Source organism: Enterococcus salsurae, from assembly GCF_054784955.1.
In genome coordinates this window covers 29,159-50,892 of the sequence record NZ_BAAHWY010000004.1, presented here as the reverse complement: position 1 = coordinate 50,892, position 21,734 = coordinate 29,159, and the positions used below count along the sequence as shown (strand labels likewise).

17 protein-coding genes and 1 pseudogene are annotated in these 21,734 nt (G+C 38.3%); 13 read left to right on the top strand and 5 right to left on the bottom strand.

Annotated features, from left to right (window positions below; translation table 11 throughout):
* Positions 1–44: 44 nt before the first annotated feature.
* The 7 genes from ACYVRS_RS10375 to ACYVRS_RS10345 all read left to right on the top strand — a co-directional run bounded on the left by ACYVRS_RS10375 (position 45) and on the right by ACYVRS_RS10345 (position 6,802).
* Positions 45–1,238 carry an ATP-binding protein gene (locus ACYVRS_RS10375; RefSeq protein WP_461203316.1) on the top strand — a complete coding sequence of 398 codons (1,194 nt, stop codon included), beginning with the start codon at positions 45–47 and terminating at the stop codon, positions 1,236–1,238.
* 296 nt (positions 1,239–1,534) lie between these two features.
* Positions 1,535–2,818 carry a PTS sugar transporter subunit IIC gene (locus tag ACYVRS_RS10370; RefSeq protein WP_054115918.1) on the top strand — a complete coding sequence of 428 codons (1,284 nt, stop codon included), beginning with the start codon at positions 1,535–1,537 and terminating at the stop codon, positions 2,816–2,818.
* Positions 2,819–3,000: 182 nt separating this feature from the next.
* Entirely contained in the window at positions 3,001–3,741 is a 741-nt protein-coding gene (locus ACYVRS_RS10365; protein ID WP_054115919.1) for a GntR family transcriptional regulator, read from the top strand.
* 196 nt (positions 3,742–3,937) lie between these two features.
* Positions 3,938–4,150, top strand: a complete 213-nt coding sequence (locus ACYVRS_RS10360; protein WP_054115920.1) for a helix-turn-helix transcriptional regulator — start codon at positions 3,938–3,940, stop codon at positions 4,148–4,150.
* Complete coding sequence (locus ACYVRS_RS10355; protein WP_312497660.1) at positions 4,147–4,743, top strand: hypothetical protein; 597 nt, start codon at positions 4,147–4,149, stop codon at positions 4,741–4,743. The genes ACYVRS_RS10360 and ACYVRS_RS10355 overlap by 4 nt, the downstream gene beginning before the upstream one ends.
* A gap of 237 nt (positions 4,744–4,980) precedes the next feature.
* The gene (locus tag ACYVRS_RS10350) at positions 4,981–5,496 is read left to right on the top strand and encodes a hypothetical protein (RefSeq protein WP_313540069.1); all 516 of its coding nucleotides are present in this window, start codon (positions 4,981–4,983) and stop codon (positions 5,494–5,496) included.
* Between the two features lie 13 nt (positions 5,497–5,509).
* Complete coding sequence (locus tag ACYVRS_RS10345; protein WP_461203315.1) at positions 5,510–6,802, top strand: hypothetical protein; 1,293 nt, start codon at positions 5,510–5,512, stop codon at positions 6,800–6,802.
* Positions 6,803–6,870: 68 nt separating this feature from the next.
* Here the strand turns inward: ACYVRS_RS10345 and ACYVRS_RS10340 are convergent, their stop codons facing one another.
* Positions 6,871–7,251: a type II toxin-antitoxin system HicB family antitoxin gene (locus ACYVRS_RS10340; protein ID WP_461203314.1), complete on the bottom strand. Its 381-nt coding sequence runs from the start codon at positions 7,249–7,251 to the stop codon at positions 6,871–6,873.
* 296 nt (positions 7,252–7,547) lie between these two features.
* On the opposite strand from ACYVRS_RS10340, the gene ACYVRS_RS10335 reads away from it, so the two are divergent.
* The 3 genes from ACYVRS_RS10335 to ACYVRS_RS10325 are packed head-to-tail and all read left to right on the top strand — an operon-like array spanning position 7,548 to position 13,365.
* The gene (locus ACYVRS_RS10335; RefSeq protein ID WP_461203313.1) at positions 7,548–10,541 is read left to right on the top strand and encodes a DEAD/DEAH box helicase family protein; all 2,994 of its coding nucleotides are present in this window, start codon (positions 7,548–7,550) and stop codon (positions 10,539–10,541) included.
* Between the two features lie 29 nt (positions 10,542–10,570).
* Positions 10,571–12,160 (top strand): type I restriction-modification system subunit M, encoded by a 1,590-nt coding sequence (locus ACYVRS_RS10330; protein WP_461203312.1) that lies wholly within the window; start codon positions 10,571–10,573, stop codon positions 12,158–12,160.
* Positions 12,160–13,365, top strand: a complete 1,206-nt coding sequence (locus ACYVRS_RS10325; protein WP_461203311.1) for a restriction endonuclease subunit S — start codon at positions 12,160–12,162, stop codon at positions 13,363–13,365. The genes ACYVRS_RS10330 and ACYVRS_RS10325 overlap by 1 nt, the downstream gene beginning before the upstream one ends.
* A gap of 25 nt (positions 13,366–13,390) precedes the next feature.
* On the opposite strand, the gene ACYVRS_RS10320 is transcribed toward ACYVRS_RS10325, so the two are convergent.
* A complete protein-coding gene (locus tag ACYVRS_RS10320; RefSeq protein ID WP_461203310.1) occupies positions 13,391–14,314 on the bottom strand; it encodes a site-specific integrase in 924 nt (307 codons plus the stop codon).
* Positions 14,315–14,389: 75 nt separating this feature from the next.
* Positions 14,390–15,556 (bottom strand): annotated as a pseudogene (locus ACYVRS_RS10315) (restriction endonuclease subunit S); the annotation flags it as partial.
* A 717-nt stretch (positions 15,557–16,273) separates the two neighbouring features.
* On the opposite strand from ACYVRS_RS10315, the gene chvE reads away from it, so the two are divergent.
* The 3 genes from chvE (at position 16,274) to mmsB (ending at position 20,149) form a co-directional block, all read left to right on the top strand.
* Positions 16,274–17,347 carry a multiple monosaccharide ABC transporter substrate-binding protein gene (chvE, locus tag ACYVRS_RS10310; RefSeq protein WP_461203428.1) on the top strand — a complete coding sequence of 358 codons (1,074 nt, stop codon included), beginning with the start codon at positions 16,274–16,276 and terminating at the stop codon, positions 17,345–17,347.
* A gap of 64 nt (positions 17,348–17,411) precedes the next feature.
* The gene (gene mmsA / locus ACYVRS_RS10305; RefSeq protein ID WP_461203309.1) at positions 17,412–18,944 is read left to right on the top strand and encodes a multiple monosaccharide ABC transporter ATP-binding protein; all 1,533 of its coding nucleotides are present in this window, start codon (positions 17,412–17,414) and stop codon (positions 18,942–18,944) included.
* 35 nt (positions 18,945–18,979) lie between these two features.
* Positions 18,980–20,149 (top strand): multiple monosaccharide ABC transporter permease, encoded by a 1,170-nt coding sequence (mmsB, locus tag ACYVRS_RS10300; protein ID WP_461203427.1) that lies wholly within the window; start codon positions 18,980–18,982, stop codon positions 20,147–20,149.
* 200 nt (positions 20,150–20,349) lie between these two features.
* Here mmsB and ACYVRS_RS10295 read toward each other — a convergent pair whose 3' ends face one another.
* Together ACYVRS_RS10295 and ACYVRS_RS10290 are read right to left on the bottom strand one after the other, a co-directional pair.
* A complete protein-coding gene (locus tag ACYVRS_RS10295; protein ID WP_461203308.1) occupies positions 20,350–20,937 on the bottom strand; it encodes an NAD(P)H-dependent oxidoreductase in 588 nt (195 codons plus the stop codon).
* A 77-nt stretch (positions 20,938–21,014) separates the two neighbouring features.
* Entirely contained in the window at positions 21,015–21,560 is a 546-nt protein-coding gene (locus ACYVRS_RS10290; protein ID WP_461203307.1) for a Crp/Fnr family transcriptional regulator, read from the bottom strand.
* Between the last annotated feature and the right edge of the window lie 174 nt (positions 21,561–21,734).

The following is a 21,734-nucleotide window of genomic DNA, read 5'->3' as shown; positions in this document are numbered from 1 at the left end:
TAAAATTTAATATAAAATGATGTTTAGAAACGAGGTGGAAATGGATGTTTGAAAGGCCTACATATCTTCAACGGCTCATTGACTTTAAAGACACTGACTTTATTAAGGTGATTACAGGTGTCAGACGCTCGGGGAAGTCTGTTCTACTACTTTTATTCAAAGAATATTTAAAGCAAGAGGACATTCCGGATGATCATATCATTTACATGAACTTTGAGAGTTTTGACTACCAAACCATTACGACAGAGGAGAAGCTGCGGGAAAAGTTCCAGGAACTGTTGCCTAAAGATGGGAAAAAAGTCTATTTGTTGCTAGACGAAGTCCAAGTAGTCGATGGCTGGCAACGGGTTATCAATGGCGTTCGAGTGAGTTTTAATAGTGACATTGTGATTACAGGTTCGAATGCCAAAATGCTCTCTGGCGAATTAGCAACGCTTTTAAGTGGGCGCTATATTGAAAACCCTATGTATCCTTTGTCCTTCCAAGAGTTTTTAGCGGTAAAACAGATCCATCCTGATTCAAGAAAAGTGGATCCAGCCTACGAAGAGTATGAAAAGTATGGCGGATTCCCAAGCGTTGTGATTGCGGAAGAAGGAATCAAAGATACGATTCTATCAGGTATATTTGATACAATTGTTTTGAATGATGTTGCATTAAGAGCCGGCATAAAGGACCCTGTTGTTTTGAAATCAGTGATTCGATTTTTAGCAGATAATGTTGGACAACTTGTGAACACGAGTAAAATCGTTCATACATTGAAGAGTGAAGGGATTGAAACCACTAGTCACACAGTAAATAGGTATTTAGATTTATTGGAGAGCGGGTATTTATTTTATCGTGCAAAACAATATGATATACGCGGTCGAGAGTATCTAAGGACGAATGGCAAGTACTTTATAGTGGACACAGGGCTGAGAAGAAATGCGGTGGGACGAAAAGATGGCAACTACAGTAATCGTTTAGAAAATATTGTGTATGTTGAACTGCTTCGCAGAGGATATCATGTTGATATTGGTAAAATAGAGCAAAAAGAAATTGATTTTATTGCGCGAAAATTAGATGAGACACTCTATGTTCAAGTTGCTTATCAATTACCTCACAATACGCGTGAAACAGATAATTTACTCAATATTAAAGACAACTATAAAAAAATTGTTTTGACTGGGCGCTATTATGAGGTTGAACAAATTGATGGAATCCCCATTATTTATATTGCAGATTGGCTGCTGGATGAATAGAACAGGTTAATTGAAATCAATGCGTTGCAATGTGATGTTGTTTTATCGCTATTGTGATCATTGTAAAGGATTTAAGTCATCAGAGGAATAGTTCTCTCTCTGATGGCTTTTTTGCAATGGTTAGCTAAAACAATCTGTTTCGGCATCTTTAAAAGTAACTCTAATCAAATGATAAGCTAGGTTAATAAAAAGATTGATTTCGAAAAAGAAAAGACTAGACATGGAAATATTTCCATGCTATTCTTTATTAGAAATCGGTTTCACTATTTTGTTAAGGGTTTGAAAGGAGAAAAATAATGGATAAATTTATAGGATTTATGGAGAAGCATTTCATTCCGATCGCTTCTAAAATTGGGTCTCAACGACATTTGGTTGCAATTCGGGATGGGTTTATTGTGACGATGCCATTGATGATTTTAGGATCATTTGGGGTATTGATCAATAATTTGCCAATTCCTGCATATATTGATTTCATGAATGGGATTTTCGGAGAAGGTACGTGGCAGGCATTTGGGAACAATTTATCAGCTGGTACTTTTTCAATACTAGGACTTTTAATCGCTTTCACGGTGTCGTATAATTTAGCTAAGAGCTATAATCAAGACGCATTAGGTGCCGGCGCTATCTCAGTAGCAAGTTTCTTCGCTTTGGGTGCAATTGCTACCGATGCTGATGGCTTGCTGACAGCAGCTGGATTAGGTTCTCAAGGATTATTTTTGGCTTTGATCGTTGCAATTATTTCAACTGAGATTTTCCGTCGTTTGGCAGGCAATCCACGTTTGGTCATCAATATGCCTGATGGGGTGCCACCTGCAGTGTCTCGTTCATTTGCGGCTTTGTTCCCTGCAATGATCACAGTGTCGATCTTTGCTTTGTTTACCGCAATTTTCCAAGCGCTTGGTGTGACGAGCATCGTTCTTTCATTCTATGAATTGGTGCAACAACCATTTATGGGATTGGCAAATTCATATCCAGCAGCGCTATTGTTAGGTTTCATTTCTGCATTCTTATGGTTCTTTGGTTTACATGGTGCCAATATCATCGATCCATTTATGCAAACGATCAATGTACCAGCTATCGAAGCCAATGCAAAAGCATTGCAAGCTGGAACTGATCTGCCTTACATCGTCAACAAACCGTTCTTTGATTCATTCGTCAATATCGGCGGTACAGGTGCAACATTAGGCTTATTGATTGCGATTTTCTTAGTTGCTCGTCATCATAAAGCGTATATGACTGTGGCAAAATTGTCAGTTGCGCCAGGTATCTTCATGATCAATGAACCTGTAATGTTTGGGTTGCCAGTTGTGCTGAACCCGATTTTGTTCATTCCATACGTGTTGACACCATTGGTTCTAGTCACAACAGCGTATTTCGCAACGGCCACCGGGCTTGTTCCTGCGGCTACCGTGATTGCACCATGGACGACACCACCGATTATCGGCGGTATTTTGTCTACACAAAGTATTGCTGGTGGTATTCTAGCAGCAGTCAACTTGATCTTATCCGTTGTCATTTACCTGCCATTTGTTAAAATGGCGCAAATTCAAGAAACACGTCGTTTGAAAAACGCAGAATAAACAAATAGTTCATTTCAGCTAAATAAAGAAAAAAACAGATTGACCGGCTGCGAGTAAAGTGTGCATCTCCACCTCATTGTGTGACAAATCAAGTTGCAGCAGGTGTTGACACGCTATCGTCAAGCCGGTTCTTTTTTAGTCGTTTTGGAAAAAAATAGGAAACCGTTTCGGAGGTGGCAAAGATGCCGAAGTATTTGGAGATTGCAGATGTACTGCGTAAAAGAATCAAAGATGGGACCTACCCAAAAGACAGCTTGTTGCCATATCAAACAGAGCTGGTGGAAGAATTTGGTGTCAGTCGCATGACAATCAAGAATGCAGTCAATATACTGATCATGGAAGGGCTGCTGCTGACGAAACGAGGATCCGGGACGAAGGTGTTGAACCATTCTTTTGCAGGCAAAGATACATCTTCAGTAACAGAATACAAAGGGTTAAGTTACCAAATGAAACAAGAAAAGCGGCAGTTGACAAGTCAAGTCATTACATTTGAAGTCTGCTTTCCTACGACTAGGATCCAAGAGATGTTGCAGGTAACGCCTGAACAACCTGTCTATCATGTCATCAGACTGCGGGTTCTTGAGGGAAATCCATACATACTTGAGCACTCGTATATGCCTGTCGATTTGGTGCGTGGGTTGACCAAAGATATTTTGGAAGACTCAGTTTATGATTACATCTTGCAAGACTTAGGCCATCGATTTGCCGGCGCTTATCGGACCTTTCAAGCAGCAAAAAGCGATCAGTACGATCAGGCTTATCTTGATTGCAAAGAAGATGACCCAGTATTGGAATTGGAGCAGATCATTTATTTAGAATCTGGCCGACCAATCGATTACTCGTATAGCCGCAATCGCTATGATGTGAAAGGCTATTCGATGTTGGATATGAAACCTGATTTGCTGCAGCATCATAAAAAATAGCAGAGAAATTCGGGCAGTTGGTTCCAAAAAGTCAATGATACGCGTGATGGAAGTAGTAGCTTTCGTCACGCTTTTTTTTTATGTCTAAGAGTATCAAATGAAGTCGCAAGACGCGTACTTAGTGTAAAGGTGCCTTTACACTAATCCTTCTATTATGATACACTAGTTGTAAAGTAAACTTGACAGGAGAAAAGCAATGCCCGTTATGAATAGAGTAAGGATGATCCGTGAAAAAGCTAAACTATCACAAGGTGAACTGGCTGAAATCCTCGGTGTTTCTAGGCAAACCGTCAATGCTATCGAAACCAATAAGTATAATCCATCCTTGGAACTCGCTTTACGTATTGCTCATTATTTTCAATTGCCTATCGAGGATATTTTTAGATTGACTGGGGGGAATGCTAAATGAAACATTTTCGTTCGGATATCATCCAAAAAATTGTGCTGATGATTTGGACCGTTGGTAATCTAGTGGTATTTGCGTGGTTAGGTAAGTGGTATATTGGCCTAATCTTTCTGGTTGTCTTTTATCTCATTTTGGCTTTGATGCTTTGGCTGACACGCGGGGCACGACTTGGAAAAAAGACCTATGATGAAAGACAATTAAAGTTGAAAAGCAGGAGTTATGAGTTAGGTTTGACTGTTGGTGGTCTGTTATTATATTTGGCACCCAATTACTTCAGAGACACCACTCAATTTGCATTATTTGTTATTGGTGTTGTGGGGATGATCATCTTTGGGTATCAAATCATCACAGAAAGTCTATTCGCATGGAATGAATCGAAAAAAGAACGGTATGGTGTCTTGGGTATTGTGACTGTTCTAGGTATTTTGGGTCTGACGTTGTATATTCGGGATACGATAATCGGCACACAATCTTTTTTGGCAAATGGTAGGATTGCCATCGATTCTGGGTTTTGGCTGTTTTTGGCTTGCTTTGTCGTTGGGTGTTTGGGATGGATTCGGATGTATGTGGATAGACATATGATGTTGAAATCTTGATTACGATAGTCAAGTTCAGGTAACATGTATGCAAATGAATAGAGCAACCATTTTGCGCATGGATCAAAAAGAACAAATGAAGATAGTGATTGCAAAACAAGAGGTGGAAGTTTTACTTTCACCTCTTGTTTTATCACTTGATAAAAAATATAAATAAATAACCATTTTCTTCTTGTCACTACTGAAAGTAAAGCCTATCATAATAGTGTTAGTAAATAAAAATAGGGTGGTAAAAAAATGAAAGAGTATCAAGATATTATGAATGGCTATCAGAAACAAAAAGACTATCAGAGGAAAGTTGTCGCAGTATCGATGGGGTTGATTGTTTTGGCAAGCATCATTGTTTATTTAGATCTTGTTAGAATCAGTCCTTTCTTGATCTACTTGGCAGGAATGGGTATCGCTCTTTTTTATGCTACTAAAACACGGGTTGAAACGGCAACCTATCCACAACTGAAAAAATACTTGCGAAAGACAAATCCGACCTTATCAAAACAAGAAGCACTCGTCTTTTTTATTGATCAGCAACTGAATAAACTGCCAATGGATGAGGCAAATGACTTATTTGCTTGGCTAGCCGATGATAAAAAATGGCAAGACAAAGAAATACGTAGAGATTTTCATGGGAAAATAGATGAACTCAGAGCCTATTATCTGTTTTTGAATGAAATGACTGGTGATGAAGAGAATGGGGAAATCTCTTTTGATACCTATCGGGCGTTGGATACGAATCGTCATAAAGAGTTGGTTTAATAGGAGAATGAGGATGAAATTAAGAAAAGAGTTATTAGGGATTGTATTGGCATTTTCAATGACGGGGATCATTGCGACTTCTGCAAATGCCAATGCCTATCAAGAAGTATATGATCAACAAGAAAAACAAGAACAAAAAATAAAGACATTACTCGAATCTGAATTTATTTCAGCAGATGAGCAAAGTATTTTAAAAAATGAACTTTCAACTTTTGCGCAAGCAAAAAATAGTCAAAACAGACAAGGCTTATTGGCGCTGATTGCGCAAAGTGAAGAACAAGTTTCACAGGTTTCGCAAAGTGTCGCTTCTATGGAAGCCAATACGATTCAAACCGAACTAGGACAAGTAGAAATACAAATCGACACTTTAGTTGAAAAAAGCGATGAAGCATTTATAAGTAAAGCAGACCAAGACCAAATCAAAGACCTAGTAGAGAAGTATCAGACAGTGAGTGACACAAAAGAAATCACACCAGTCCGCGCACTAGCTGATGAAGCAAAGACACTGACGGAAGCAGTCACAGATAATCAAAAAGAACTGATTTATCTAGTTGATACACTCAAGGCAGATAACGAATCTAGTGATACACTGTTAAAGAAACCCTATCTGTCAGATAGTGAAAAAAAAGAGTTGAACCAAAATAAAGCAGACAATCAACAATTTTTTGAAGATGCGGATGTAAAGCAAGCTGTAGTTGATAGACAAGAGGCGTCATCTAAGCTGATCGAAACGATCAGTCAGAAGCAAGCAGCTACTGCTAAAGATTTCAAATCATATGCAGACAAAGCGAAATCTCTGATCAACGAAACCAAATCGCTCCTGAGCAATGGCGATCTTTCCGACGAGGAGAAAACAGAACTGACCTCTGCGAAAACTCAATTAGAAGACAGTTTAGTGTTGAAAGACTACACACCTGGAAATTTAAAAACAGGTTTCACAGATTTGGACGATCAGTATACCAACGCGAAAACAAGCAGTGACAAACGAATCGCTGACAAGAAAAAAGCAGCAGAAGCAGCGGCACAGGCTGAACGTGAAAAACAAGAAAAAGAGCAAGCCGCTCAAGCCAAAGCAGCGGAAGAAGCAAATCAAGCCAGCAGTAACCAAACAGGTTCGAATCAATCCACACCTCCACCTTCATTGGTAGGGGAATGGTATCAAGCGCCTGACGGATATAAATTTTTGAAGGTTGAAAGTGGTAAGACATATGGACAAGTTAAGATTCCTAGTAACTTTACATTGATTACTGCAACAGAAGCACAAAGTTATACGCCAGGCCACGGAAACGGGTATGCCAAACAATAGCGTATGAAAAATGCAAGCAGACCACATCACTATGGTGGGTCTGTTTTTTTGGTCGATTAGATGACATATCAGCCAAACTTTTTATAAAGCGCCTCAGTCAAAGTTTCAGAAAAATTGATCTGCTCTTTCTCAGCTTTTTTTGCCAACCATTCTGGAATCGTCACGTTCTTGCGAATCGTTTTGTTTCCGCGAATGTAAGGCATAGGATTTGCTTGGATCAAGGTCACAAAATCGTTGGTATCCGCCAAAATGATGGCGCGGATATCGGGAGCATCGGGTAAGGTCAGATCTTCATCTATATAATAGGCAATGATGCTAGACAAGAAATCTTTGGCTTCTTCCATTGCTTCTTCTAATGAATCGCCTTGTGTACCGCCATTGAATGCTGGAAATGTCACAGAATAGCCGATTTCTTCGGTGTGGAAAATAGCTGGATAGGTTTTTAACAATTGTATCGACTCCTTTGATTTTTGATAAAGAGTTAGCGCAGTCCAAGTTGCTTTAGCAACTTAAGGGTAACTCCTTTGTATTTTCATTATACGCATAATGCGCATCATAATCAATTGTCAAAATTCGAGTCAGTAAAACTGCAATTAAAATAAACTACGCTTTCAGAAATATCTCAAAAGTTCAGCATTGAACCGTGATATAATCATATTGACTATATTAAACTTACGCAGTAAATCAGCATGAGTTTAAAAAAAAGCAACTTTAAAAATTAGATAATGTGAAAGGAAAGATGTAGGTGGCAGAAGCAAAGTTTGAAGCAGCATTGATTAAAAAACTTGAAGCTGAAGGGTGGACTTATCGAGAAGATTTGTCTAATGTCAGCATCAAAAAAATTGAACAGCACTGGCGAGAAGTCTTAAATGAAACAAATGCGCATAAGTTGGATGGTATACCATTATCTGATATTGAATTCGGCTTAATCTTGCAAGAATTACAACGCATTCGGACACCTTATGATGCGCAGTTGCTATTGGTTGGCTCGGGTGGCGTTGGATCAATTCCGCTAACAAGAGATGATGGATCAAATATTGAAATTGAAATTTTTTATGAAGATGATGTCGCAGGGGGACGTTCGCGATATGAGGTAGTTAGTCAAATCAATTTTACCGAATTGCCTAAAGGGTTAACTACTAAACGCATCATTGATCTTGCATTATTAATCAATGGTATACCTGTTGCACATATCGAAGAAAAAGATGAGCATTTGCAGAATCAGTGGAGTGCCTTTGAGCAATTAAAAGGATATCACGGTGATGGTTTATACCAAGGGTTATTCGCATTTGTTCAAGTTCAGTTTATTTTGAGTCAACATTCCGCTCACTATTTTGCGAGACCGAATGCATTTGAACATTATAATAAGACCTATGTATTTGGATGGCGCGATGAAAAAAACAATGATATAACGGATGCTTTTGTTTTTGTCCATCAAGTAATGGGGATACCAGCGTTGCATCGATTAATCACTGTAAATATGATTCCCGATGCATCAAATGATAATTTGATGGTGATGCGCAGCTATCAAATTCAAGCGACACGTCAAATTTTGCAACGTATGAAAGAAATGGAAACTAGCGGTTTAATTCAAAAAGAAGGCGGCTATATCTGGCATACTACCGGATCTGGCAAGACAGTCACTTCTTTTAAAGTGGCACAACTTTTGGCATCCGCGCCAAGGATCCGAAACGTGCTATTCATTGTTGACCGTGTTGATCTAATTGATCAGACATTAGAGAATTTCAAAGATTTTGCTTATATCCATTTTAAACAACGGATTAAAAAGGTGAATGGTCGGGAACTAAAACAGGCTTTGAAGCATAGAGGTGCTTCACAGATATTGTTGATATCCGTGCAAGGATTAACTAAGGCAGTTAAAAATGGCTTAAAGAATGAGGATTGGAATGTCATCATTATGGATGAAGCCCATCGCAGTGCTAGCGGTGAGTCAGTACAATTGATCAAGCAAGCATTCAAGAAGACGACGTGGTTCGGATTTACTGGAACACCGAATTTTTATTCCGATGAATTAAACGATATCAAAACATCACGTGAGATTTCAACCCATGATATTTTTGGCAAGCGGCTGCACACGTACTCAATCAAAGATGCAATTGGTGATGGTAATGTGCTTGGTTTCGATATAACTTATTTCCGGCCGCATTGGGTAATCGAAAATCCTACCGATGATTTTTCAGAGAAAGACTACGAAAAAGAGATTTACCAAAGTGCCGTGTATAGACATGAAGTAGTAGAAGACATTCTTGAAAATTGGAAGAAGACCTCAAGTGGAGCTTTGGTATCAGGAATCAGAGAAGAAAATGTGTTTCAAGCGATGCTGGCTGTGTCTGGGAAACAAGCGGTAGCACATTACTACAATATTTTTAAAGAGAAGGCACCTCATCTCAATGTAGCCATGACTTTCTCTCGTGATGAGTCCAATGAGCAAGGAACGAAGGAACTTAATGAGTCTTTAAAGAAAGCCATTCATGATTATACAGCGAAATTCAATGTGCCAAGTATATTAGATGCCAAAGATCCTGCTCGTGCATATATGCTGGATATCACGAAACGTTTGGCACGAAAAAAACCGTATAATAAAGGATTAGCTGAAGACCGATTAGACTTGGTCATCGTCTCAGACCAACTTTTGACGGGCTTTGATTCTAAGTTTGTCAATATGATCTATATGGATAAGATGCTTAAAGAAGGTATGTTGATTCAGGCAATGTCCAGAACGAATCGGACATACAATCGCAACAGTAAACCCCATGGAAAAGTCCGTTTCTATCGTCAAGGGGATGAGATGCAAGAATATGTTGAAAATGCATTACGCATTTATACCAAAGGTGGAAATGATACCTTAGAAGAAGCGGAACAAGAAACAGCAGAGCAAGAAACCAAAGATTTGGAAAATGATGACATCTTGGCAAAACCGCAAAGCCATCAGATACTTGATTTAGAGCGTGCTGTTATTCGCTTAAAAGAGCTGTCTGATGCGCAATTTGGCAAAACACCCCGCGGAGAAAATGATTTGAAAGAATTCGTCAATCTAGGACTTGCAACGCAAAATAAAATTCAACGCTTGGTTCAACAAGGATATGAGTTGGGAAGTGAAATAGAGCTATTAGACGATAAAAGAGAACCAACAGGTGAGATGGTTCGTTTGGATATCTCTAGTAGTGAGGAATTTGGTGCGTTGCAGGCAAGGCTAAATGATGCTCGTGAACGGTTACCAGAAAAGGATCGTCCAGATTTAACAGAGATTAAAGTTGGGCTTGAGTTTTATAATCATCAAATTATTGATTATGACATGTTGGTTGAATTACTGAATACCTTTATAGATGACAAAAGCACAACCAACAAAGAAGCAATTGAAAAACATATTACGCCGTTGGATGATGAGAATCGTCAAGAAATTAAGGATATTGTTCAAGATATTGAAGCAGGAGAAATTACAAAACATTTTACAACAGAATCGCTGCAAAATACGCGCAAGAAATATCGAACAGAACGCCGTGAACTCAAAATACGTCGATGGGCTGCCAACCAGAATGTGAATAGTAATATGATTTTAGAGGCATACGATACCTATATGCCAGGACATTCGTTGATAGAAAATCCAAAACTCCATGAGATAGTTAACCGTATCGAAGATCAAGAAAATATTGGTTTCTTTGAAGCTTCAGAATTTGAAGACGCGTTAATGTCCTTTTTTGAAGGGTTTAAAAATTGATTTATAAGTAGAAAGTGAGAGAAGCACAGATGGCATTATCGAAAGAACAGCAGACAAAGATGTGGGCGATGCTTAATCAAACCCGGGGACAAATTGGCTTAACAGCCTATAAAGATTATATTTTTGGTATTTTGTTTTATAAATACTTATCTGAAAAGGCGACAAAATGGTTAGAAGGGGTTTTACGGGGAAAGACGTGGGAAGAAATTTATGCCCAAGATCCGGCGAAAAGTCTAGACTATATGAAGCGAAATCTAGGTTATGCCATTCAACCTGGCAACTTCTTTTCTGATTGGAAAGCTGCGATTGATGAAGATCAGTTTAATATCGGTTTGATGACTGATACGTTTGGACACTTTAATCAACAAATAGCATTGGAAGCAAAGGGAGATTTTGAAGGGATCTTCGACGGGATGCGCTTTGATAGTGCTGATTTAGGGGCAAATGCACAAGCACGTGCAAGCGTAATGATTTCAATGATTGAGTTACTATCAGCCCAAGAGTTTGATTTGTCGGGTGGCGATGATGCCATCTCAGATATTTACGAATACTTGGTAGCACAGTTTGCTACAGTATTGGCTTCCGATATGGGGCAATACTATACACCAAAAGAAATCTCAACCATTATGGCAAGAATTTTGACCCACGGTAGAGAAGAGGAGGAGAAATTTTCCATCTACGATCCAACTGTTGGTTCAGGATCATTGTTATTGACTACAGCGAGTTTTATGAAGCATTCCCATAATCGTGGAATGATCAAATACTACGGACAGGAAAAGGATGCAACGCCTTATCGTTTAGCGCGAATGAACTTGATGATGCACGGTGTGGAATATAATGATATCAGCATCAACCATGCAGATACACTAGAAAGTGACTGGCCAGATGGTGTCGTTGATGGTAGAGATAATCCTCGTATGTTTGATGCAGTCATGGCGAACCCACCCTATTCTGCCCATTGGAACAGTAAAGATCGTGAAGATGATCCCCGATGGCGTGAATATGGTGTAGCCCCGAAAACCAAGGCAGATTATGCTTTTCTATTACATTGTTTATATCATTTAGAAGATAATGGACGAATGGCAATCATTCTACCTCATGGCGTGTTGTTTAGGGGCGCAGCAGAAGGTCGCATTCGTAAAGCTTTGATTGAACGACATCAAATAGAATCCGTGATCGGTTTCCCTGATAAGCTATTTTTAAATACATCTATTCCTGTTTGTGTCTTAATTTTAAGAAAAAATCGTATAGCGTCGGATATTCTGTTTATTGATGCAAGTAAAGACTTCGAAAAACTGAAAAATCAGAAACGATTAAGGTCAGAAGATGTGGAAAAAATTGTTGAAACGGTCGTTCAACGTAAAGAGGTTGAAAAGTATGCGCATGTGGCAACTTTAGAAGAAATTAAAGAAAATGACTATAACTTAAATATTCCTCGTTATGTAGATACTTTCGAAGAAGAAGAGCCGATTGATATCGTAGCAGTGAGTCAAGAAATTACTAAAATCAATGCTGAAATCAAACAAGCAGAGTCAGAGTTTCTTTCTATGTTAAACGAGTTAGCCGTCACTCCTGAGACCAAAGATTTGATAGAAGCTGCAAAAGGAGTGTTTGAATAGTGGGAGAAAAGAAAGCACCGAAATTGCGGTTTGATGGTTTTGATCAAGATTGGGAACAGCGTAAGCTTGGCAATTTAGCTGCTTTCTCAAAAGGAAATGGCTATACAAAGAATGATCTACAAGAGTCTGGGGATCCAATTGTTCTTTATGGTCGTCTCTATACAAAGTATGAAACTGTCATTAACGATGTTGACACTTTTGTTATAAAGAAAGAAAAGTCAGTTATTAGTGAAGGAAACGAAGTAATAGTTCCCGCATCTGGTGAAAGTGCTAAAGATATATCGAGAGCATCAGTAATCGATACTGCTGGGCTGATACTTGGGGGTGATCTTAATATTATTCGACCGAACGTGAATATTAATCCTATATTTTTGGCTTTAACAATTTCAAATGGATCACAACAGAGAGAAATGTCGAAACGCGCTCAAGGAAAATCTGTTGTTCACTTACATAATTCGGATTTGAAAGAAGTGAACTTACTATATACAAGTTTGAAAGAGCAAAAAAAAATCGGCACTTTCTTCAAACAACTCGACGACACTATCGCTCTTCATCAGCGTAAACTAGAGCAGCTAAAACTGTTGAAACAAGCTTTTTTGCAAAAGATGTTTGTCAATCAAGGGAATGTTCCTGAGTTGAGATTTGCTGATTTTAGTGAAGAGTGGGAACAGCGTAAGTTGGGGGATCTTGGTACTGTTGCTATGAATAAGCGTATTTTTAAGAAAGAAACATCTGAAAGAGGGGATATCCCCTTTTATAAAATTGGTACCTTCGGATCTGCTCCTGACGCATTTATATCAAAAAAATTGTTTGATGAATATAGAAATAAATACCCGTATCCTAAAGAAGGTGACTTATTAATTTCTGCTTCAGGCAGTATTGGAAGAATTGTTGAATATACAGGAGCTGACGAATATTTTCAAGATTCGAATATTGTATGGCTGAAACATGATAATCGTTTAATTGATTCATTTTTGAAGCAGTTTTATAGCGTTGTTAAATGGCAAGGATTAGAAGGTAGCACAATTAAACGACTCTACAATAAAAATATTTTGGAAACAGAAATTGTCCTTCCTAACCCTATGGAACAACAAAAAATCGGTACTTTCTTCAAACAACTTGACGATACTATCGCGCTTCATAAAAATAAGGTATATAACCTCAAACAATTAAAAGAATCTTTCCTACAAAGAATGTTTATATAAAAAGGCGCCGAGCAGCGCCTTTTTTCTATACCAATGCCGCCAAATGCCTCATAATCTTATCATTATCCTGATTTTCTAATTCTTGAATGATATGCAGATATGTTTCTTGTGTCGTCGTCATACTCGAATGACCAAGTCTCTTTGCTACACTAGCAATCGATACACCAGCAAATAATAGCAATGAAGCATGTGTATGTCTTAAAGAGTGGACTGTAATGACTGGAACACTTGCATTTGTACACAAAACTTTCAATCGATTATTTATCGTAGAATTAAATACACGTTTTTTTACAAAAATAGGTTTATCTATCTCTAATTCTCTAACCAATTGCGAGAACTGCATGGCTAATTGCCAGTCCATTTGGATATTCCTAACTGAGGAGGCATTTTTAGTAGGTTGAAAATCTCCAATAGAGTTTCGATAATTCCAGGTTTTTGTAATAGTTATCTTTTGATTAAAGAAATCAAAATCATCAGGCGTGAGTGCCAATGCTTCAGAGAAACGTAATCCTGTCTTTGTTACCAGTAAAATAAACCAATCCCAGTTTATTTCCGGTTTCAAATCTAATTCACGTAACAATAATTGGACCTCATGTTGATTTAAAAACTTAGGTTTCTTTTCCCTAGGTGTTTTCCCTTTAATAATGACTTTTCTGGTTGGATTCTGAGTCAGTATCCCTTCATCCACTGCATCTAAGATTGCGCCTTTAATCTGATGATGAAAATCCATCGTTGTCTGTTTTTCATGATCTTCCGCATAAGCATTCAATAGCGTTTGATAACTTCGTCTATCTAAATCTCCAATTTTTAGATCAGGTGCTAGTTTAGTTACCCAATGCAAACTCATATAATACTTTTCCAACGTAATCGAACGAATCGATCCTACTTTGTATAATTCAATCCATTCTTCAAAATACTTATGAAATAGTTGTGCTCTCTTTCTTTTCAATACAAAAACCCCCTAATAATTTTGATGGTACTTGTTAATTATTGGGAAGTTTTCGGTGAATGTGAAGATTTATTTTTAGATAAACATGAATTGTAGAAATGCCTTTTTTAATTCTTTAAGGTAAGTCAGCTTTTTTTGATGAAGGGTGATAGTGTCGTCGATCCGATCGAAAAAACTGCCGATTTTTTTTTGCTCTTCTTCATTTGGAATATTAATTAGAGCTTCTTTAATGTCATTTGAGTTAATACTTTCAAATGTTGAGCCCGTACTAAATCTATTCCAAAATCCTTCCTCATTCATTTTTCCAAGTTGCTGAAAAATAAAATTATTTCCTTTAATTGCTGCGACCCCACGTCCTAGAACTACATCATAATCAGTTTTTCCAATATCACCGACTGGAGCGCGAACACTTAAAATCAAATCACCTTTTTCTGCTTGCTTTGTAATTTGCGTCGTCCAAACTCTCGGTACAACTCTATTATTTTTCATGTCGGCATTTCCTTGAACCAAAATATGATCAAGTGAATTTTCTGTATAGTTATCTGAATTTGGAGATTGGCCCATAGTAATTTGTACTGCCTCACCTAGCTTACGCTTTTCCCACTCTTCACTAAAATCAGCAAATCTCAACTCAGGAACATTCCCTTGATTGACAAACATCTTTTGCAAAAAAGCTTGTTTCAACAGTTTTAGCTGCTCTAGTTTACGCTGATGAAGAGTAATAGTGTCGTCGAATTGTTTGAAAAATTCCCCAACTTTTGCTTGCTCTTTTAAGTTTTTCGGATAAAAAATATCTATAGTTCTTTGCGCAAGTATTGGTACCTGATTTCTAGTAGTTTGTTTCATCATTTTTTTTAGCTGATTTTGAACTTTATTTGATCGAATTATACTTAAGAAAAAAAGATTATCCATTTTATCTTTATTGATTCTGTATAGTGTTAAAGTGGTGCTTAAAATTACAAATGGAAGATTGATTTTTAATAATGCAGAAGGGCCAACAGTGGCATTATGTGCCAATAATATATCCCCATCTCTAGCTACTCCTTTTTTAAATTGTTCTGCTCTTAATAGTGGTAAATATTTAACGTTTTGGTAATCTATATTATTGTCAATTATGTTGCTAGCAGACAGATATGGTATACCTTCCTTAGCAAATTCTGAACTTTTTGGGTATAGTTCTCCATGATTACCATCACTTTGTTCTAAAATTGTTTTATCTTCTAGCATTTCTCCCAACTTACGCTGTTCCCACCCGTGTAGTCAATTTTCGTAAATTAAGAATAGTATTAACCTTTTTATTGATAAATATATTGAATTTCCATCCTTGTTCGCTTGCAACCCCTTCCAAAATCGGCTACACTAATACCGAATAGAAACCAAAAAAAATAGGCACCTCATAACAGTACGGCAATACTGTTACGAGGCCCTGATCAGTCACACACCTTAAGTAGGTTGACCAATCAAGTTGCCATAGTTGACGCCAAAGCATCAACGTGTTTATTGTACCTAAAAATACCCGTGATTTCTAGTAGCATCAAGGCGAAATCGGTATTTTATGAGGAAAATTTCACGAGTTGCTAGACGCTTATTTTGCTATGTCAAAGGCATTGGACAATCTTGTCTGATGTCTTTTTCTTTGCGTTCCTTTATGCGCAGAAGGACGCAAAAATAGGCAGAAACGTACACATGAAATGGACCATACGAGAATAGGCAGTCATAGTTGACCATTTATAAACAAGTCGTAACGAACTTTCATGAGGACGAACGGGGAAGACACTTCATTCCTAGGTAATGATGATGGCAAGTCGCTGGTTTCTATTCACTATTTTTTGGCAGTGGCAAATTTTTAAAAACATGCATACCTTATACGTCAATAGAATTCTGCATGTGAGCAACAATGATAGAAAATTTTAAGGATGAAAAGGGGAAATGACCGATATGAAGAATCGTCAAGAACGAATGACAAAGAGATACAAACGAATCTTAAAGCTATTTTTGGCTGGCTTATTGATCTTTTTAGCAGCATGCAGTTCCAATGAGGAATCCACGAAAACAATAGGGATCGCCATGCCATCTAAAGCGTTGGAACGGTGGGAAAAAGATGGGGACTACATGGTCGAGAAATTTAAAGAACTTGGTTATGAAACGGACATCCAGTATGCACAAGATCAAGTACCTACCCAAGTGTCACAAATCGAAAATATGATTACCAAAGGGGTAGATGTGATCGTCATCGCATCAATTGACGGTGAAGCGTTGACGGACGTCGTAGATAAAGCAAAAGGTCAAGACATTCCAGTCATAGCATATGATCGATTGATTATGAATGCAGAAGGTGTTGACTATTATGCAACTTTTGACAACTTTGGGGTTGGGATTTTGCAAGGTAGTTATATTGTCGATGAATTAGACTTAGACAACCAAGAAGGTCCATTTAATATTGAATTATTTGGCGGTGCACCAGATGATAACAATGCCCGCTTTTTTTACAATGGGGCTTTATCAGTGTTGCAACCCTATATTGACGCAGGTGTTTTGAATGTTAAAAGTGGACAAACTGAATTTAGTCGAATCGCCATACAAAACTGGGATGGTGCTACTGCACAAGCGCGGATGGACAATCTACTAAGCGCAAGTTATACAGAAGATCACGTGGATGCTGTATTGGCACCGAACGATGCAGTAGCGATGGGCATTGTTTCTTCTTTAAGAAGTGTCGGTTATGGCACCAATGAACGGTCAATGCCGGTGATTACTGGTCAAGATGCGGAGACAGCTTCTGTTAAATCAATCATTGAAGGTGGTCAGTCTATGACTGTTTTCAAAGACACGCAAAAATTAGCAGATGTGACCGCAAAAATGGTTGATCAAATACTGACGGGTGAAGAAGTCGAAGTGAATGATCGTGAAACATATGACAACAATACAAAGATCGTGCCAACAAACTTATTGATTCCTATTGCTGTCGACAGTCAGAATTATCAAGAAATTTTGATCGATAGCGGTTATTTGCTTGAATCAGATATTCAGTGAAAAGAAATGATCGCGTTCATGTATCATGGTTATTCGCTTTGTCATCTTTAGCAGGAGGAAGAACATGTCAGAATTTATACTTGAAATGAAGGATATTACGAAAGCATTTACTGGTGTTAAAGCGCTGAATCGAGTGAATTTGAAAGTCAAACAAGGAGAGATCCATGCATTATGTGGTGAAAACGGCGCAGGAAAATCGACACTGATGAAGGTGCTTAGCGGGGTGTACCCTTATGGTGATTATGAAGGAGAAATTATTTTTAACAAGCAGCTTTGTCAGTTCAAGGGAATCAAAGATAGTGAAAAAGAGGGCATCGTGATTATCCATCAAGAATTAGCACTGATTCCTTACTTATCTATTGCAGATAACATTTTTTTGGGGAATGAGATAGCCCGTCATGGATTCATTGATTTTGATGAAACCATCAAAAAAACTGGAGAAATAATGGAAAGCGTTGGCTTGAGCGAACAGCCGAATACGCTGATCACAAATATTGGGGTAGGGAAGCAACAACTTGTAGAGATAGCCAAGGCGATTTCAAAAAATGTAAAAATATTGATTTTAGATGAGCCAACTGCAGCGCTCAATGAAGATGATAGTGAAAATTTATTGAATTTATTACTTGAATTTAAAAGACAAGGGATCACTTGTATTATTATTTCTCATAAATTAAATGAAGTGATGGCAGTTTCTGATTCAGTCACGATCATACGAGACGGAGAAACAATAGAAACGTTACATGCTGAGACAGGCGATTTGAGCGAAGAGAGAATCATTAAAGGAATGGTAGGCAGAAGTTTAGAAAATCGTTATCCAGACTATCAGCCAGTGATTGGAAATACGTATTTTGAAGTGAGGAATTGGTCTGTGTATCATCCAACACATACAGCGCGCAAAATTCTTGATGATATTCATATAACTATCCGAAAAGGCGAGATTATTGGTATTGCCGGGTTAATGGGTGCAGGAAGAACAGAACTTGCCCGTAGCATCTTTGGCAAGAGTTATGGCGCAAAGATCAGTGGGCAATTATTCAAAGATGGTAAGGAAATCAAACTGTCTAATGTAAAAAAAGCAATTGAATCAGGCGTTGCTTACGCGACGGAAGACCGAAAAGGAAACGGTCTGGTTTTGATTGAAACAATCAATGAAAATATTTCTTTAGCAAGCTTGAATAAACGTGCAAAAGCCACTGTGATTGATGAGAACCAAGAAATCAAGCAATCAGAATACTATAAAGAAAAAATGCGTATAAAAAGTCGTGATGTATTTCAGGAAGTAGGAAGCTTGAGTGGCGGCAATCAACAAAAAGTCGTTCTTGCCAAATGGCTACTGTCTGAACCAGATGTTTTATTTTTAGACGAACCAACCCGTGGCATTGATGTGGGTGCAAAATATGACATTTACTTGATCATACAAGAAATGGCCAAGGCAGGGAAAGCAGTGTGTATCATCTCCTCTGAACTGCCGGAAATTCTAGGCATGTGTGATCGTATCTATACAATGAATGATGGACGGATTACGAGCGAATCTAAAAGAGGAGAAGCGACACAAGAATCATTGATGGAAAAAATGACGAATAAGGTGGGGGTCTAAGGTTGGAAAAGAAAGGATCACAAAATAAACAGTTGATGGCAGCAGAACAGGTCTTTGCTGTCATTAAGAAAGTCTTTCAAAAATATAGTATGTATTTTTTCTTGGTACTGATCATGGTTGCTTTTCAACTATTAAGTAACGGTGTTTTGCTAAGACCACTGAACATTACAAATATCATTCTGCAAAATAGCTATATCCTTATTTTAGCAATTGGTATGGTACTTTTGATCATTCTTGGTGATATTGATTTATCTGTAGGCTCAGTTGTCGCGTTTACAGGCGCCTTATCTGCAATTTTTACAATCAATATGAACATGTCTACACCAATAGCTATTTTGCTGTGTCTGCTTGTTGGTGCTACAATTGGCGCATTTCAAGGGTTTTGGATTGCTTATGTGAAGGTGCCGGCATTTATAGCTACATTAGCGGGTATGTTGATTTTTCGTGGATTGACAATCGTTGTCTTAGACGGTAAATCACTATCACCTTTTCCTGCCGCTTTTCAAATGCTCAGTGCTGGTTTTATTCCGCAGATAGCCGTAGTGTCAGGGTTAAAGTTATCGACTTTACTTCTTGGTTTGATGGCTATTCTTATCGTTACATTGTTTATGCTGAAAAATCGTAACAAGAAAATAAGTTATGGTTTTCCTGTAGATTCGATGTCAATATTTGCTGCAAAAATTGGATTGATGACTCTGATGATCTCATGGTTTACCTATGTCTTGGCTAGTTATGAGGGCTTTCCCAATGTGCTGATTATTTTGACTTTTCTTGTCGTGGTATATCGGTTTTTGACGAATAAGACAACCATTGGTCGATACATCTACGCGACCGGAGGAAATGAAAAAGCAGCAGCTTTATCAGGTGTTGACACAAGAAAAATCAAATTTTTTATGTTTATCAATATGGGGATTTTGTCTGCCATTGCGGGTCTTATTTTTTCAGCTAGGTTAAATGCTGCTACGGCAACAGCGGGAAACGGATTTGAGCTGGATGCGATCGCGGCTTGTTACATTGGTGGTGCATCAGCTTATGGAGGTATTGGGACTGTCCTAGGTGCAATCGTGGGTGGTTTGGTTATGGGTGTCTTAAATAATGGCATGTCTCTTTTAGGAATTGGTGTTGACTGGCAACAAGCGATTAAAGGTGCAGTACTATTGTTTGCGGTGGCTTTTGATATTTATAATAAGAGGAAAGCTAGTTAAGAATTGAACGTGATTTTACACATCCGATAGCGCAGTAAACAAAAAGCCATTGAGCAAAAATTAGAATCTGACAAGCCATATTTTTCGTACTAGGTAGATACTTGAAGGCACTAATTGTTGATCATATCATTAACCAAAAGCACCCACAGAAGTTGGCGATTCCACCGAACTTCTGTGGGTGCTTGATTGTATCTGCTCACTTATTTACCAGCAAAGATGTGCGCCACTTGCTGCAGCCAGTGCTGTCGTTTTTTATCGTTGATAATTTTGACCATATTGAAGCTTAGCCATCTGACGTTCTTCATCCCTGTTTTCTGAAAGGTGCCTTTGATCAGGGCTTTTTTGAGTGCATTGCCATAAGTCCAATTATACATCAACTTTGGTGTGTTCATCGTCGTGATGATGGTCGTAGACTGCAATTTTGGCAACAGACTAACCATACTGAGGCCATTTTCTTTATACGTATAGGTTAAGCCAGGGAAAATAACTTTATCGATGAATCCATTGGTCATCGCCGGCATCAGTTCCCACCAAATCGGAAAAATGAAGACGAGGTGATCCGCTGTGCTGATTTTTTGTGCATAGCCAAAGGCTTTGGGATCAACCGCTTGATGCTTCACGAAGGCTAACAAGTCAGCGGAAGTCATGACGGGGTCAAATGCTTCTTTTCCTAAGTCGATTACTTCGTAGGTCCCGTTTGCTTTCGTTATGCCCTGGATCACTGACTCAAGAATGGCGTGGTTGTAACTTCTATCGTATGGATGATCGTAGATAATAAGTGTTTTCATAGAAATCTCCTTTATGCTTTGATGAATAAAGTATAAGGAGAAAGCTGGGGGATGTAATTAACATAAGATAATCTCGCTTACTTGATGCGTGTTTTGATTCTGCTTAGAGAGACAGGCGTTATCCCTAGAAAAGAAGCGATATAGTGATCGGGCACCCGCTTGATCAGCTGGGGATCATGTTCTTTCAAAGAAATATAGCGTTTTTCTGGGGATTCTTTGATTCTTGATAAGAAATATTCTGTATAGGCGATGAATCGTTCTGATAGCTGATTCATGACAACGCGCATCAACGCAGGATTGTTCTGCAAAAAAGTCTCCAATGTTGCTTTTTTCAATAGCAGCAATTCTGTGTCTTCAATTGCTTCAATCGAAAATAAACTTGGTTTTTCTAAATAACAGCTTTCATATGAGGCTACGATTTGATTTTCAAAGAAAAACTGAAAGGTAATATCTTTGCCGTCATCGTTATGCCAAAGCCGTAACGCCCCGGAATGGATAAAGTATAAGTTGTCTGCCACATCGCCTTCGTATAAAAGTGTCGTATGTGCAGGGATCGTCTTTTGCCCCCAATCGGTTTTTGCGATGACGTATTTTATGAGTAAATCAACAAATGAATCGATCATAGTTCCCCTCCAAACTATTTCATTTTTTCGTCATCTCAACTGTGTTTATTAAGCATAGTATAATGGAAAACCACTGATTTGGGGAATAAAAAAAGAAATGGCCTGAGCGCGTCGCAAGCTTACGGGAATTGGTTGGTTTCCGCCGATCGTGTCTTTACAGGCGTCTTTTTTTGA

Excerpts from the sequence above, each read along its gene's own strand:
- ACYVRS_RS10375 (WP_461203316.1), top strand. The coding sequence starts at position 45 with ATGTTTGAAAGGCCTACATATCTTCAACGGCTCATTGACTTTAAAGAC.
- ACYVRS_RS10370 (WP_054115918.1), top strand. The coding sequence starts at position 1,535 with ATGGATAAATTTATAGGATTTATGGAGAAGCATTTCATTCCGATCGCT.
- ACYVRS_RS10365 (WP_054115919.1), top strand. The coding sequence starts at position 3,001 with ATGCCGAAGTATTTGGAGATTGCAGATGTACTGCGTAAAAGAATCAAA.
- ACYVRS_RS10360 (WP_054115920.1), top strand. The coding sequence starts at position 3,938 with ATGCCCGTTATGAATAGAGTAAGGATGATCCGTGAAAAAGCTAAACTA.
- ACYVRS_RS10355 (WP_312497660.1), top strand. The coding sequence starts at position 4,147 with ATGAAACATTTTCGTTCGGATATCATCCAAAAAATTGTGCTGATGATT.
- ACYVRS_RS10350 (WP_313540069.1), top strand. The coding sequence starts at position 4,981 with ATGAAAGAGTATCAAGATATTATGAATGGCTATCAGAAACAAAAAGAC.
- ACYVRS_RS10345 (WP_461203315.1), top strand. The coding sequence starts at position 5,510 with ATGAAATTAAGAAAAGAGTTATTAGGGATTGTATTGGCATTTTCAATG.
- ACYVRS_RS10330 (WP_461203312.1), top strand. The coding sequence starts at position 10,571 with ATGGCATTATCGAAAGAACAGCAGACAAAGATGTGGGCGATGCTTAAT.
- chvE (WP_461203428.1), top strand. The coding sequence starts at position 16,274 with ATGACAAAGAGATACAAACGAATCTTAAAGCTATTTTTGGCTGGCTTA.
- mmsA (WP_461203309.1), top strand. The coding sequence starts at position 17,412 with ATGTCAGAATTTATACTTGAAATGAAGGATATTACGAAAGCATTTACT.
- mmsB (WP_461203427.1), top strand. The coding sequence starts at position 18,980 with ATGGCAGCAGAACAGGTCTTTGCTGTCATTAAGAAAGTCTTTCAAAAA.
- ACYVRS_RS10295 (WP_461203308.1), bottom strand. The coding sequence starts at position 20,937 with ATGAAAACACTTATTATCTACGATCATCCATACGATAGAAGTTACAAC.
- ACYVRS_RS10290 (WP_461203307.1), bottom strand. The coding sequence starts at position 21,560 with ATGATCGATTCATTTGTTGATTTACTCATAAAATACGTCATCGCAAAA.